This is a genomic window from Streptomyces sp. NPDC091271 (assembly GCF_044757505.1).
Taxonomy (GTDB): Bacteria; Actinomycetota; Actinomycetes; order Streptomycetales; family Streptomycetaceae; genus Streptomyces.
The window spans coordinates 554,097-568,469 of record NZ_JBIVVD010000007.1 but is presented as its reverse complement, the minus strand read 5'-3'; the positions used below and the strand labels follow the sequence as shown (position 1 = coordinate 568,469).

The 14,373-nt window shown below is 71.4% G+C and carries 12 protein-coding genes; 8 read left to right on the top strand and 4 right to left on the bottom strand.

Annotated features, from left to right (window positions below; all coding sequences use genetic code 11):
- The 4 genes from fdhD (at position 1) to ACIQM3_RS29640 (ending at position 2,260) form a co-directional block, all read left to right on the top strand.
- A complete protein-coding gene (gene fdhD, locus ACIQM3_RS29655) occupies positions 1 to 849 on the top strand; it encodes a formate dehydrogenase accessory sulfurtransferase FdhD (RefSeq protein ID WP_401629678.1) in 849 nt (282 codons plus the stop codon).
- 220 nt (positions 850 to 1,069) lie between these two features.
- Positions 1,070 to 1,336: a hypothetical protein gene (locus tag ACIQM3_RS29650; protein WP_401629675.1), complete on the top strand. Its 267-nt coding sequence runs from the start codon at positions 1,070 to 1,072 to the stop codon at positions 1,334 to 1,336.
- Positions 1,329 to 1,610: a hypothetical protein gene (locus ACIQM3_RS29645; RefSeq protein WP_401629672.1), complete on the top strand. Its 282-nt coding sequence runs from the start codon at positions 1,329 to 1,331 to the stop codon at positions 1,608 to 1,610. The genes ACIQM3_RS29650 and ACIQM3_RS29645 overlap by 8 nt, the downstream gene beginning before the upstream one ends.
- 284 nt (positions 1,611 to 1,894) lie before the next feature.
- On the top strand, positions 1,895 to 2,260 hold the full coding sequence (locus tag ACIQM3_RS29640) for a hypothetical protein (protein ID WP_401629670.1): 366 nt from the start codon (positions 1,895 to 1,897) through the stop codon (positions 2,258 to 2,260).
- Between the two features lie 32 nt (positions 2,261 to 2,292).
- Here ACIQM3_RS29640 and ACIQM3_RS29635 read toward each other — a convergent pair whose 3' ends face one another.
- Complete coding sequence (locus ACIQM3_RS29635) at positions 2,293 to 3,327, bottom strand: bile acid:sodium symporter family protein (protein WP_401629667.1); 1,035 nt, start codon at positions 3,325 to 3,327, stop codon at positions 2,293 to 2,295.
- Positions 3,328 to 3,442: 115 nt separating this feature from the next.
- Between ACIQM3_RS29635 and ACIQM3_RS29630 the strand changes: the two genes are divergently transcribed.
- From ACIQM3_RS29630 to ACIQM3_RS29615, 4 genes are all read left to right on the top strand, one after another.
- Complete coding sequence (locus ACIQM3_RS29630; RefSeq protein WP_401629664.1) at positions 3,443 to 4,336, top strand: LysR substrate-binding domain-containing protein; 894 nt, start codon at positions 3,443 to 3,445, stop codon at positions 4,334 to 4,336.
- A 228-nt stretch (positions 4,337 to 4,564) separates the two neighbouring features.
- Positions 4,565 to 6,364, top strand: coding sequence for an AMP-dependent synthetase/ligase (locus tag ACIQM3_RS29625; RefSeq protein WP_401629662.1), 1,800 nt, complete (start codon positions 4,565 to 4,567; stop codon positions 6,362 to 6,364).
- Between the two features lie 136 nt (positions 6,365 to 6,500).
- Positions 6,501 to 7,337, top strand: coding sequence for an aldo/keto reductase (locus ACIQM3_RS29620; protein WP_401629659.1), 837 nt, complete (start codon positions 6,501 to 6,503; stop codon positions 7,335 to 7,337).
- 145 nt (positions 7,338 to 7,482) lie between these two features.
- Positions 7,483 to 7,842, top strand: a complete 360-nt coding sequence (locus tag ACIQM3_RS29615) for a DUF6204 family protein (protein ID WP_401629657.1) — start codon at positions 7,483 to 7,485, stop codon at positions 7,840 to 7,842.
- A 60-nt stretch (positions 7,843 to 7,902) separates the two neighbouring features.
- Here ACIQM3_RS29615 and ACIQM3_RS29610 read toward each other — a convergent pair whose 3' ends face one another.
- From ACIQM3_RS29610 to ACIQM3_RS29600, 3 genes are all read right to left on the bottom strand, one after another.
- Positions 7,903 to 10,932, bottom strand: a complete 3,030-nt coding sequence (locus tag ACIQM3_RS29610; protein ID WP_401629654.1) for an alpha-mannosidase — start codon at positions 10,930 to 10,932, stop codon at positions 7,903 to 7,905.
- A gap of 41 nt (positions 10,933 to 10,973) precedes the next feature.
- Positions 10,974 to 13,040 carry an endo-beta-N-acetylglucosaminidase gene (locus ACIQM3_RS29605; protein ID WP_401629651.1) on the bottom strand — a complete coding sequence of 689 codons (2,067 nt, stop codon included), beginning with the start codon at positions 13,038 to 13,040 and terminating at the stop codon, positions 10,974 to 10,976.
- A 63-nt stretch (positions 13,041 to 13,103) separates the two neighbouring features.
- Positions 13,104 to 14,357 carry a glycosyl hydrolase gene (locus ACIQM3_RS29600; protein WP_401629648.1) on the bottom strand — a complete coding sequence of 418 codons (1,254 nt, stop codon included), beginning with the start codon at positions 14,355 to 14,357 and terminating at the stop codon, positions 13,104 to 13,106.
- Positions 14,358 to 14,373 lie beyond the last annotated feature (16 nt).

The window sequence follows — 14,373 nt, the reverse complement described above, 5'->3', positions numbered from 1 at the left end:
ATGGGACGGGTCACCGAGCGTCGCCGCACCATCCGCATCCGGGACGGGGCGGTCACGACCCGCCCCGACACCCTCGTGGCCGAGGAGCCCCTGGAGATCCGGCTGAACGGCAAGCCGCTGGCCATCACGATGCGCACCCCGGGCGACGACTTCGCGCTCGCGGCGGGCTTCCTGGTGAGCGAGGGCGTGATCGGTGAGGGCTCCGAGGTGCAGTCGATCGTGTACTGCGCGGGGGCGACGGCCGACGGGGTGAACACGTACAACGTGGTGGACGTGAAGCTGTCGCCCGGCGTCGTGGTCCCCGACATCACGCTGGAACGCAACGTGTACACCACGTCGTCCTGCGGGCTCTGCGGCAAGGCGAGCCTCGACGCGGTCCGCACCACGACCCGCCATCCCGTCGCCGACACTCCCCCGGTCCGGGTGACGCCCGCGCTGCTCGCCGCACTCCCCGACCGGCTGCGCGTGGCGCAGCGGGTGTTCGACAGGACCGGGGGCCTGCACGCGGCGGCGCTGTTCTCCCCGGAGGGCGAGCTGCTCGACATCCGGGAGGACGTGGGCCGCCACAACGCGGTCGACAAGCTCGTGGGGCGCGCCCTCACCGACGACCGCCTGCCGCTCTCGCAGGCGATCCTGCTGGTCTCGGGGCGGGCTTCCTTCGAACTGGCGCAGAAGGCGGTGATGGCGGGGATCCCGATGTTGGCGGCGGTCTCGGCGCCCTCGTCACTGGCCGTGGACCTCGCGGCCGAGAGCGGACTGACCCTCGTCGGCTTCCTGCGGGGGCAGTCCATGAACGTGTACGCGGGTGACCACCGCATCGCCCTCGAGGCGACGGTGGGCCAGGGCTGAGGAGGCCCGCCCGCTGCACGGGGCAGGGGTCCGGCCGACGGGGAGCGCCCCCTGCGCCGGCCGGGCCCTCTCGTGCGTCACCAGCGGGCGACCAGCGTCTCTTCTCCGCCTCGGTTGCGGTACAGCCAGGTGGCCCTGGAGCGACGTCCCCGCTCAGGTAGCCGACGATGGGCTCCCGCTGCGTCGAGCTGTCCAGCTCGCGGAGGAGCTTCAGCCACCCATGACTCGGCCGTCGCAGAAGCCGCCCCTCCCCCGCAGGACGGCCAAGATGCAAGAGGCCGTCGATGCGCACGACGCCCTCGCCGCCGCCCTGACCGCCACCGGCATCCAGCTCCCCGCGATGCACGTGCGTACCCCGTGGCCGGACGCGGAGGGCAACGGCGACGCACGGCCGGCCCGTTACGCCCTCGTCCACCTCGGCGTCTGCTCCGCCCCTGTGGTGCATGCTCTCGCTGCGGTGATCAGAAGTGGAGCGGCAAGTGATTGATGACGGTGCCCTCGGCGTCGGGGCGGTCGTGCACGACAACGACAGCGGCCGGGTGGGCCCGGTGATGGGCCACGAAGGCCCCTACCTCCAGCTACGCCCGCTCGGCGGTGGCCGGGAGTGGAACGCGGACCCGGCCCGCCTCCGGCCGCTCGCCCCCGCCGAGCTGCTGAGCGCCCGCGTCGCCGAGGCCAACGCCCGAAGCCGCACCGGCCTCGGACTCGCCGACATACGGGGCTCCCCACACACCGGCCCGGCGGAGGACGGACCCCGGTGACGACCCCGCAGGCGGGTGCCGCTCCGCAGGACCAGGCGCCTTATGTCAGCCCAGGTCCACACATCTGCCGAGCCAGGGCTGAGGAGGCCCGCCCGCTGCACGGGGCAGGGGTCCGGCCGGCGGGGAGCGCGCCCTGCGCCGGCCGGGCCCTCTCGTAGGTGCCTGACGTCCGGTGGTCAGTGCTCGCTGCGGCGGTCGGCAGCCCCACCGGTATCCTGCTGCGAGGAGTCGCGGGTGACAGCGTCGTGCGGCGAAGTCGACAGCCGGGGGGCAACACGGTGCGCATGTGGAAGACGGCACTCCCAGTCCTTGCTCTGGTGGCGGTGGCAGCGGGGTGTTCCTCGTCCGACGATGTGGATGAGCAGCGGCTGACCGAGAAGCGGGAGACCTACTGCACGCAGCTGGGGATGTGGCAGAAGGCCCGGAACGCGGCGGATCCGGACACGCCGAACCCATCAGGTTACGACGAGGTCGGGGCCCTCGCTCAGGACGCCTTTCTCGCGATGCGACCGCTCAAGGATGAGGCCGTCGCCGGAGGCCGTACCTTGGGGGAGGCGACGGTGGCGGCGATGACCAACGGTGACTCCGAGGCCGAAGGCCGTGTCGTGAAGTACTGCGACGATGTCGGCTTCGAGACGCTGACCCGCTGAGACCGTCTGCTGGCCCGCGCCTCACCGCTACGTCAGTTCAGCGCCTCCGCCGGAGCAGGCCTGACCGGGGCATCGCCCGGCAGCGGGTCACGCGAGCGGCGCTTGGCGATCACCGCGCAGACCATCAGCTGCATCTGGTGGAAGAGCATCAGCGGCAGCACCGCGAGACTCGCGTGCGCGCCGAACAGGACGCTGGCCATCGGCAGCCCGGCCGCGAGGCTCTTCTTCGACCCGGCGAACTGGATGGCGATCCGGTCCTCCCGCCCGAAGCCCAGCCGCTTCGCCCCGTACCAGCTCACCGCGAGCATGAGGGCCAGCAGCACGGCCTCGGCGCCGAGCAGGGCGCCGAGCCGGAGCGGGGTGACCTGGTGCCAGATTCCGGCCACCATGCCCTCGCTGAAGGCCGTGTAGACGACGAGCAGGATCGAGCCGCGGTCGACGTAGCCCAGCACCTTGCGGTGACGGCTGATGAATCCTCCGACCCAGCGGCGCAGCAGCTGCCCGGCGAGGAAGGGCACCAGCAGCTGGAGGACGATCTTCACCAGCGAGTCCGCGGAGAACCCTCCCCCGGTCCCGCCCAGCAGCACGGCCGCGAGCAGCGGCGTGAGCACGATCCCCGCGATGCTGGAGAAGGAGCCGGCGCAGATGGCGGCCGGCACGTTGCCGCGGGCGATCGAGGTGAAGGCGATCGACGACTGGATCGTCGAGGGCACCAGGCACAGGAAGAGGAACCCGTCCTGGAGCTGTGGGGTCAGGACGTACGGCACCAGACCGTGGCTGGCGAGCCCGAGCAGCGGGAAGACCAGGAAGGTGCAGACCAGGACGGTGAGGTGGAGCCGCCAGTGCTTCAGGCCGTCGAGTGCCTCGGCGGTCGAGAGGCGCGCTCCGTAGAGGAAGAAGAGCAGGGCCACCGCGCCGGTCGACGCGCCGCCCGCCACGTCCGCGCCGGTCCCGGAGACGGGCAGCAGCGCCGCGAGTACCACCGTGCCGATCAGCGCCAGGATGTAGAGGTCGACCGGCAGCCAGGACGGCAGCGCGGGGATACGGCGGCTGGTGCGGCGGCTCATGTGCTCCGTGCTCTCTCGGTGGAATCGTGCCCTCCCCATCGTGCTCCCGATCCCCGCGATCGGGAATCCCGTACACCGCACTGACTGTCATCACGCTTCGCGATAGCCTCGGCCCATGTACGACCCCGTCCAGCTCCGCACCTTCCTGGCCGTCGCCCAGACCCTGAGCTTCACGCAGGCGGCGCGCCGCCTCGGCGTCCGGCAGTCCACGGTCAGCCAGCACGTCCGCCGGCTGGAGTCCGAGGCCGGCCGCCAGCTGTTCGACCGGGACACGCACCGGGTCGATCTCACGGAGGACGGCGAGGCCATGCTGGGCTTCGCGCGGACGATTCTGCAGGCCAACGAGCGGGCCGCGGCGTTCTTCACCGGCACCAGACTGCGCGGACGGCTGCGTTTCGGGGCGTCCGAGGACTTCGTGCTGACCCGCCTCCCGGAGATCCTGGAGTCCTTCCGGCGCGAGCACCCCGAGGTCGAGCTGGAGCTCACCGTGGAGCTGTCCGGTGCGCTGCACCGGCAGCTCGCCGCAGGCCGGCTCGACCTGGTGCTGGCCAAACGCCGCGTCGGGGACACCCACGGGGAGCTGGTCTGGCAGGACACCCTGGCCTGGATCGGCGCCCCGCAGCTGCGGATCGATCCCGAGCGCCCCCTCCCGCTGATCGCCTTCCCGCCTCCCGGCATCACCAGGGCGCGCGCCCTGGAGGTGCTGGAGGAGCACGGCAGGTCCTGGCGCTTCGCGTGTACGAGTGCGAGCCTGAGCGCACTCGTGGCGGCGGCCCGTGCCGGTCTCGGGGTGATGGCGCACACCCGGGGGCTCATCCCGCCGGGGCTCGTGCCCGTCCCGCCCCGGGCAGGCCTGCCGGAGCTCGGAGATGTGGACTTCGTGTTGCTGCACGGGCGCCGCAGGGACAACGCCCAGGAGGCGGCGGACGCCCTCGCGGCCGCGATCCTGGCGGGCGGCGACCGTCTCCACCGCGGTCCGGTCGTGCCTTCGCACCCGGAATCGGCGTAAGTGCCGCGTACAGATTCGGTGGAGATTCCCGCCCGAGCTACTTACTCCGTGGTCAGAACTCTGCCCGAGCCTTGCCCATCTGGCCCGATTTCTACGGTTGGCATGGCCAGATGCCACGTTTTCCGGAGACTTCGGACCCTCCCGCAGCCTCGCGCGGTGAGGTAGCGTCGCGGCGCCGTGCGGAGCGCCACAAGGAGCAGGTCATTGCGCGAGTTCACTGTCCCACCCATGGCCGCTGCCCCTCAAGTCGGCGGTCTTGCCGATACCGTCTTCGACTATGCGGAGGAAGACCCCCATCGGACGGCCCTCGGCCGCAAGGACGCGGATGGCCGATGGCACGACGTGTCGGCGGCCACCTTCCGCGACGAGGTGCTCGCTCTCGCCAAGGGGTTGATCGCGCACGGCGTCCGGTTCGGCGACCGGGTCGCCCTGATGTCACGCACGCGCTACGAGTGGACCCTCTTCGACTTCGCCCTGTGGGCGGTGGGCGCCCAGTCCGTGCCGATCTATCCGACGTCGTCGGCCGAGCAGGTCCTGTGGATGCTGCACGACGCCGAGGTCGCGGCCGTCATGGTCGAGCACGAGGACCACGCGATGACGATCGGTTCGGTGATAGACCGGCTGCCGAACCTGCGCAGACTCTGGCAGCTGGACGCCGACGTGGTGACCGAGCTCGTCGAGGCCGGGGCCCTGATCGACGACGAGGTCGTCCACCGGCACCGCCGCGCGGTCACCCCCGACTCCGTGGCGACCGTGATCTACACCTCCGGCACGACGGGGCGCCCCAAGGGCTGTGTGATCACGCACTCCCACTTCATGTTCGAGGCCGACACCATGGTCGGCCGCTGGCATCCGGTGTTCCTCTCCAAGCCCGGCGAGGAGGCGGCGACGCTGCTCTTCCTGCCGCTCGCCCACGTCTTCGGCCGCATGGTGGAGATCGCGGCGCTGCGCGGCCGGGTGAAGCTGGCGCACCAGCCGGAGCTGTCCGCGAAGGCGCTGATGCCGGACCTGGTGGCCTTCCGGCCCACCTTCATCCTGGCGGTGCCGTACATCTTCGAGAAGGTCTTCAACGGCGCCCGGCGCAAGGCGGAGTCGGAGGGCCGCGCGGGGGCGTTCGACAAGGCCGTGGACATCGCGGTGAAATACGCCGAGGCGATGGAGGAGCGGGCCTTTGGCACCGGTCCCGGACCGTCCGCCGGGCTGCGGATGCAGCACCAGTTCTTCGACAAGGTGGTCTACCGCAAGGTCCGCGACGCGATGGGCGGCCGGGTGCGGCATGCCATGTCGGGCGGCTCCGGGATGGACCGGCGGCTCGGGCTGTTCTTCGCGGGCGCGGGCGTCACGGTCTACGAGGGCTACGGACTGACCGAGACGACCGCCGCGGCCACGGCCAATCCGCCCGAGCGCACCCGTTACGGCACCGTCGGCCAGCCGATCCCCGGTTCCACGGTGCACATCGCCAGGGACGGTGAGGTGTGGGTGCACGGGGCCAACGTCTTCTCCGGATACCTGGGCGACCCCAAGGCCACGGACGCCGTACTGCACGACGGGTGGCTGGCCACCGGCGATCTGGGCGCGCTCGACGAGGACGGCTATCTGACCATCACCGGGCGCAAGAAGGAGATCCTGGTGACCTCCGGGGGCAAGAGTGTCGCCCCGAGCGGCCTGGAGGAGCGGGTGCGCGCGCATCCGCTGGTGGCGCAGTGCATCGTCGTCGGCAACGACAGGCCCTACATCGCGGCCCTGGTCACGGTGGACCATGAGTCGGTGGAGCACTGGCTCGCCATGCAGGGCCGTACACCGATGCGTCCCGGTGATCTGGTGCGCGACCCCGATCTGGAGATGGAGGTGCGCAGGGCCGTGGTGGCCGCGAACACGGCGGTGTCCCAGGCCGAGTCCATCCGCACCTTCCGCATACTTGCGCACCAGTTCACCGAGGAACACGGCCTGCTGACCCCGTCGCTCAAGCTGAAGCGCAAGGCGATCGAGACGGCGTACGCGGCCGAGGTCGACGCTCTCTACCGATGAGCCGGGACCGTTCCTGACGGCGCGTCAGAGGTGCACTCCTTCTCCGGTTCACCGGATCGGGGCAGGTGGGAATGGTTAGGCTTTTCCGATCGTTCCCTCTGGGAGTACCCACCCACAACGTAAGGATCGACCGCTCGTGAGCCAGGTCCCCACCATCACCCTCAACAACGGCCTCGAGATGCCGCAGCTCGGCTTCGGTGTCTGGCAGGTGCCTGACGACGAGGCCACGACGGCCGTGGCCACGGCCTTGGAAGCCGGATACCGGAGCATCGACACCGCCGCGGTCTACGGGAACGAGGCGGGCACGGGCAAGGGCCTCGCCGCCTCGGGTGTGGCCCGCGAGGAGCTGTTCGTCACGACCAAGCTGTGGAACAGCGAGCAGGGCTACGACTCGACGCTGCGCGCGTTCGACGTGTCGCTGGACAAGCTGGGCCTCGACTACGTCGACCTCTACCTCATCCACTGGCCGACGCCGGCCAAGGACGCGTACGTCGACACGTACAAGGCCTTCGAGCGGATCCTCGCCGACGGCCGCGCGAAGGCCATCGGCGTGTCGAACTTCCTGCCGGAGCATCTGGAGCGCCTGATGGGCGAGACCTCCGTCGTTCCCGCGGTCAACCAGATCGAGCTGCACCCGCAGCTCCAGCAGGCCGAGTCGCGCGCCGTCCACGCCGAGCACGGCATCGTCACCGAGGCCTGGTCGCCGCTGGGCTCGGGCAAGGGCCTCCTGGAGGTCCCGACGGTGGCCGCCGTCGCGCACAAGCACGGCCGGAGCCCCGCACAGGCGGTGCTCCGCTGGCACCTGCAGACCGGCCACGTCGTGATCCCCAAGTCCGTGACGCCGTCGCGGATCGCGGAGAACATCGACGTCTTCGACTTCGAGCTGGACGCCGACGACCTGGCCGCTTTCGCCGCGCTCGACGAGGGCAAGCGCATCGGATCCCACCCGGCCGAGATGAACGCCGGCGCCTGACCCCAGCTTCTCCCCCGGCGCCCCCACCGCTGTACGTCCGGTGGGGGCGCCGGCGTGTGTCCGTGTGTCGGTGTCCGCGCGGGCAGGAGGGCGGTGCGCGGGAAACGCGGTGGAACCGTGCCGATCAGCTGGTTAAGGTCGCCGGATGAGTACTCGAACCTTCCGCATCACGGTCCGCGGTGTCTTCGACGGGCTCAGCCCCGCCCAGCGGGCCGAGCTCCTGTCCCGTGCCGCGGAACATGACGTCCTGCGCGCGGCCTTCACCCCTGAGGGACACCTGAGCTACGACCTGGCCGCACGCTCGGCCTTCACCTTCCGCTTCCAGGACTCGGGCGATGAGGAAGAGCACATCCTGGAAGCGACCGAACGCGCCGAGAACGCGGCGAAGGCGTGGCTGGCCGAACGCGGCTACGGCTACAAGAACCTCAGGAGCAGCGCCGAGGACCTCTCCCAGGCGCCCCTCGGCAAGCGGCAGCGCCGCGCCGCGGCCGGGAAGAACGCCTGATCCTCCCGCCTCGGGCCCCGGAGCGGCGTGAGGGCCGGACGCCGGCCCCCACGCTCCGGTTCAGCGGCGGGCCAGCCGCAGCGTGACCAGCTCGAACGGGCGCAGTGACAGGCTCACGCCCTCCTCGGTGAGTCCGGGCGCCGTCACGTCGTCCAGCGGCCGCTCCAGCAGGTCGGTCACCGCGACGCCGGCCGCGTCGAACCCGGTGGCGAGGCGGACCCGGGCCCGGCCGCCGGTGGACTCGTAGAGACGGACGACGAGGTCACCGCTCGCGTCGTCGGCCAGCTTGACCGCGCTGACGACGACGGCGTCGTTGTCGACGGTCACCAGCGGTGCGACCTCGCGCTCTCCCGTGACGCGGCGCTCGGGCAGATTGATGCGGAAGCCTTCCCGCACCGCGTCGCCGATCGCCGCGCCCGGCGCGAGCGCGTGCCGGAAGCGGTGCACGCCCTGGTCGGTCTCCGGGTCGGGGAACCGGGGGGCGCGCAGCAGCGAGACGCGCACCGTGGTGGTGGTACCCGCGTCGGACGCGCGCACCGTGCGCGTCACGTCGTGCCCGTACGTCGAGTCGTTGACGAGTGCCACGCCCCAGCCCGGCTCCTCCACGTGGACGAACCGGTGGTTGCACGCCTCGAACTTGGCGGCCTCCCAGCTGGTGTTGGTGTGGGTGGCCCGGTAGAAGTGCCCGAACTGGGTCTCGGAGGCGTAGCGCTCGGCGTGCACGTCCAGCGGGAACGAGGCCTTGAGGAACTTCTCCGTCTCGTGCCAGTCCACCTCGGTGTCGATGTCGAGGCGCTTGGCACCGGAGGTGAGGGTCAGCAGCTGGGTGACCTTCGAGGTGCCGAAGCTCCGTACGACCCGGACACCGACCGTGCCTTCGCCCTCGACCGGGGTGAGCTCGTCGAGGTCCGTGAGGTCGGTGACGGTGTTCCGGTAGAACGCGTCGACGTCCCAGGCATCCCACATGTTCGGGAAGTCGGGGTGGATCTGGAGGAGGTTGGCCGCCTGCCCCGGTGCGACGGTCTCGCGCTCGGCACCGATGTCGTAGGCCGAGACGACCAGGCCCCTCGCGTCGATCTCCACCTGGAGAAGTCCGTTGTCGAGCACGAAGCCGCCGCCCTCACGCGGGGCCGGCTGTCCCGCGCTGCCGGGGTGTCCGGCACCGGCAGCGCCCGCCGGAACCCCGGCACGGGTGTGCGGCGCGGAGTTGAAGACGAGCTCGCGCCCTGCGGAGGGGTCGCCCGCCAGTGCGCGCTGCGCGGCGTCCACGATGCCGTTCAGCTCCCCTGCGACGGCCGCATAGGTCTTCTCGGCCTCGCGGTGCACCCACGCGATCGACGACCCCGGCAGGATGTCGTGGAACTGGTGGAGCAGCACCGTCTTCCAGATCCGGTCCAACTGCTCGTACGGGTAGGCGAATCCGGTCTGGACAGCGGCGGTCGCGGCCCACAGCTCGGCCTCCCGCAACAGGTGTTCGCTCCGGCGGTTGCCCTGCTTGGTCTTCGCCTGGCTGGTGAGTGTGGCGCGGTGGAGCTCCAGGTACAGCTCGCCCACCCACACCGGCGCGTCCGGGTACTCGGCCTCGGCCTTGGTGAAGAAGTCGGCGGGCTTCTCCCACTCGACGGTGGCCGAGCCCTCCAGGCTCCGCATCCGGCCGGCCTTGGCGATCATCTCGCGGGTCGTACCGCCGCCGCCGTCACCCCAGCCGGTGGGAGCGAGCGAGTGGCGGGCGACCCCCTTGTCCTTGAAGTTGCCGGCCGCGTGGGCGATCTCGCTGCCCTTCATGGAGCAGTTGTACGTGTCGACCGGCGGGAAGTGGGTGAAGATCCGCGTACCGTCGATGCCTTCCCAACGGAAGGTGTGGTGCGGGAACTTGTTGGTCTGACTCCACGAGATCTTCTGGGTGAGCAGCCATTTGGAACCGGCGGCCTTGATGATCTGCGGCAGCCCGGCGGCGAAGCCGAACGTGTCGGGCAGCCACGCCTCGTCGTTCTCGATGCCGAACTCGTCGAGGAAGAAGCGCTTGCCGTGCACGAACTGACGGGCCATCGCCTCGGAGCCGGGCATGTTGGTGTCTGACTCGACCCACATGCCGCCGGATGGCACGAACCTGCCCTCCGCGACGGCCTTCTTGACCTTGGCGTACACCTCGGGACGGTGTTCCTTGATCCAGGCGAACTGCTGTGCCTGGGACATCGCGAAGACGAAGTCCGGCTCGTCCTCCAGCAGGGCCGTCATGTTGGACGTGGTCCGCGCGACCTTGCGGACGGTCTCGCGCAGCGGCCACAGCCAGGCGGAGTCGATGTGGGCGTGCCCCACCGCGCTGATGCGGTGGGCGGAGGGCTGCGCGGGGGTGGCGAGCACCTCGGCCAGCTCCGCGCGGGCGGCCGCCGCGGTTCCGTTGACGTCCTGGAGGTCGACCGCGTCGAGCGCCCGGCCGACGGCGCGCAGGATGTCCCAGCGGCGGGCTCCCTCGACGGGCAGCTCCGCCATCAGCTCCCCGAGCACCTCCAGGTCCTGGACGAGGTTCCACACGTGCTCGTCGAAGACGGCGAGGTCCATCCGGGCGAGGGTGTACTGGAGCTCGCTGCCGGCGGTCGCCTTGTCGCCGAGCGAGGTCGGGAGGAAGGGGTGGTAGTCCAGGATGACGGGGTTGGAGGCGGCCTCGACGTGCAGCAGGACCTCTTCGCCGCCCTCGACTGGAGCCCCCACGCGCACCCACTGGTTACGCGGGTTGAGGCCCTTCACCGGGGTGCCGTCGGGCCGGTACACCAGGCCCTCGCACTGGAAGCCCGGCATGTTCTCGTCGAAGCCCAGGTCGAGGAGCGCCTCGACGGTGCGGCCCGCCCAGTGCGCGGGGACGGTACCGGAGACGCGGAACCAGCAGGTGCTCCACGGGGCACCCCACCGGTCGCCGACCGCGATGGGCTCGACGGGGCCGGCCAGGCCCTCGGCGACGGGCACGGGCTCTCCCGGGGCGTTCCAGACGGCGACGTCCAGTGGTACGGACTCCGGGTACACGGCGGGGCGGATGCGTTCGTCCAGGACACGCTTCAGACGGGCTTCCACCAGGCTGCGGTCGTCGTGCATGAGGGTGACTCCGTTGTGATGTGGGTGCGGGTGGGGGTGGATTACCAGCGGTGTGCGGCGACTGCGGCGCCGGACAGGTCGTAGAGCTCGTCGACGGCCCGGACCTGGAAGCGCGCGGACCTCTCGGCCGCCTCCCTGCGGACGCCGGACAGGAAGAAAGCGGTCTGGCAGGTGCCTCCGAGGAAGCGCAGGGTGCCGTCGGGGAGGATCCGGTGCACTTCGTAGTGACGCACCGGGCCCGGTGCGTGGTGCCACCGCAGGCGCAGCTCCGAGCCGTCGGCGGCGGCGTCGGTGATGCGCAGTGCGGTCGGCGCGTGCGGCTTCCTGACGGTATCGCGTACGGCCAGCGCACCGAGCCGCCACCGCACGGCGCCCGTGCCCGTGCCGGTGAGCCGGATGCCCAGTGCGTGGACGGTGCCGCCCAGGGAGCCCAGCCGCAGCGACGCGGTGGTCCAGCCGGCCGCGCCGGGCCTCAGCTCTCCGGCCGGCACATAGGTGTAGGCGAACGGGTCGCCGGCCCGGTCCGGTTGGTGCGGGGCGACGGCCAGTTCCACGGTGACCGGACCGGAATCCGGATCGATGCGGTGGGTGAGTTCGACGACCGTACGCCGGGAGAGCGGCAGCCGGGTCCCGAACAGCTCGACGGTGGCCGGGGCCTTCAGGTCGCCGTCGACCAGGAGACTGCTTCCACCACGCCAGGCGTCGGCGAAGTCGAAGGCCACGGAGGGCCTGCTTCCCTCGGTGCGGACGACCCAGCGGCGTGCCGGGAGCCGGTCCTGGAGCCCGAGGTGGTTCCACGCGGTGTCCGAGACCGGCCGCCCCTTCTCGTACCACCGCAGGCCGTGCCCGGTGTTGAAGGTGGTGGCGAACGGAAGCCGGTCGACCGTCGAGCGGTCGGCGAGCACCGCAGCCGGGGCGCGCCACTCCTCCTTGGGGCCGGGCCTCGCGGGGTCGAGCGAGCTGCCGGTCCAGAACCGCTGATCGGCGGCGTGGAACTGGCCGGGCGTGCGGTCCTCCGGAAGGTGGTTCAGCGTCCATTCGGGGCGGTAGAAGCCGTACGACACGGTGTGCGGGCGGTCGGTGGGGACGATCGCGTCCCAGTCGACGGCCTTGTTCCACCCGGTGGACTCGACGTCCACCCCGGCCCACAGGTCGTAGCGGCTGCGGCCGATGGCGTCGGCCCGCTCACCGGACGCGGTGAGGGTGTCCGGGGTCCAGCGGAAGTCGACGAACATCGAGTCCGCCTGCTGGAACAGCGCGGTGTTCTCCTCGTTGAGGGCGCCCTGCCAGCCGACCTGGCCGCCGACCGTCATGGCGTCGTACCAGGTGGTGCGGAGCCCGGCGGCCTCCCCGCGTTCCCGCAGATCGGTGACGAACGCCAGCATGTCGGCCCCGAGTCCGGCGTCCCCGCCCTCGGTCTCGGCGTTGAGGAACCAGCCGTCGAAGCCGTACACGGTGGCGACCTCCACCAGCTTCGCGGCCAGGGGGAAGCGTCCACCGGCGTCCCGCTGCACGAGGTCGCGGGTCCAGCGGAGGTCACCGCCGTGGTGGACCGGGGGGAGGAAGACGGTGCCGAGGACGGGCACGCCGTTGCGGTGGGCGGCGTCCACGACCGGCGCGTTGGGCGCGAGAATCAGCCCCTCGCCGGCCGATCCGCCCCAGAAGACGAGTTCGTCGAGGTAGGCCCACTGGCTCAGCGCGTAATGGTCGGCGGTGGCCGAACCCTGGGACGGGTTGCCCGCGGTGTGCCCGAAGGCGACCAGCGAGGTGTTGCGTGCCTGGCCGGCCCGGGCGGTGGTGTTGACCGGAACGGGGGTGAAGCGGTCGGCGAGCGGAACGGTCGCGGTGTTGAACGCGAGGTCGCGGTCGTCCTCGGCACGCCAGCTCTTCAGGCTCCGCCAGGTCACACCCTCCCCGGGGGTGCCGGTGGGCAGCGAGTCGGGGAACCAGTACGAGGCGTAGGGCTGGAGCTCTCCGGAGGCGGCGGTGGTGGCGGCAGCCGCCGTGCCGGGAAAGGCGGGGGCGAGGAGGGCCGCCGCGGCACCGGCGCCCGCGAGGACGACGGTGCGCCGGGTGGGGGCGGCGGTGCGCTGCTGAGACTGGGGCATGGTCTGCTCCGTATCGTGCGAGGTGCGATTCCGGTGCTGGGTGTGGTGGCGTACGTCAGCGGGTCACAGGACCTGGCCGGGCGTGACGACCTCGGTGATACCGCGGCCGGCGAGGTGGTGCCGGTCCTCGGCCTGGCTCGCGAGGACGGTGGTGGGGCGGGCGCCGTCCGCGGTGAGCCGCGCGAACGCCTCGAAGACCGCGCCGCCGGGCGCGCACACCGAGCGGCGGGGTGCCGTGTCGTCGTCCCCGGCGTCGACGACGAGTGCGGTGGTCCGGGGCGCCGGGCGGTGGGCCGCCGCGCGCTGCTCCTCGACGATCCCGGCGATGGCCTGCCCGGCGGGCTTGACCTGCCGGTCGTTGGTCAGCAGCCCGAGGCCGTATTCCAGTTCGGGGAAGTCGGCCAGGGAGCGTGAGACGTCGTGGGAGCACCACCAGGTGACTCCCCAGACGTCCTCGCAGTCCAGGGCGTTGGCGACGGTCGCCTCCGTGAACGAGGCGGCGTGGTCGGCCGGGATCAGGGGCGCGGGGGCGCCCACCTCCTGGAGCCACACCGGCCGGTGAGGGTCGTGCGCCCACGCCTTGGAGAGTTCGATCAGGTACGCCGCGTGGTGCTCGGTCGCCGTGCCGTGACGTCCGTGGCGCTGGGCGGTGCCGTTGAAGACCCAGGAGTGGACGGCGGTGACCGCACCGATCCGGGCCGCGTGCGCCGGGGTGAATGCGTGGTCGTCCTGGTACCAGGACGCGTCGTACTCCGCGTGCAGATGGAGCTTCCCGGGGGCGCCGTCCTCGCACGCGTCGAGCAGGGTCCGCAGCCAGTCGGCGGCCTGGCCGGGTGTGATGGGGTCGGGGTCTGGGTGCGGGCTTCCGGAGAACTGGTTGATCTCGTTGCCCAGGGTCATGCCGATGAAGTTGGGCCGGTCGGCGAGTGCGGCGGCGAGGGTCCTCAGGTATGCGGCCTGGCCGGCCACGACGTCCGGGTCGGTGAACAGGTTGCGGCGGTGCCAGGTCTGCGTCCAGGCGGGCAGGAAGTCGAAGCTCGACAGGTGCCCCTGCAGCCCGTCCACGTTGACGTCGAGGCCGCGTTCGGCCGCGGCGTCGGCCAGCTCGACGAGCTGCTCGACGGCGCGCGGGCGGATCAGCGTGCGGTTGGGCTGGAAGAGCGGCCAGAGCGGGAAGACGCGGATGTGGTCGAGGCCGAGACCGGCGATCGAGTCCAGGTCGGCGCGCACGGCGTCGAGATCGAAGTCCAGCCAGTGGTGGAACCAGCCCTGGCTGGGCGTGTAGTTGGCGCCGAAACGCGGCACGGTGGAGCTCATGGGAAGGGGTGATCCT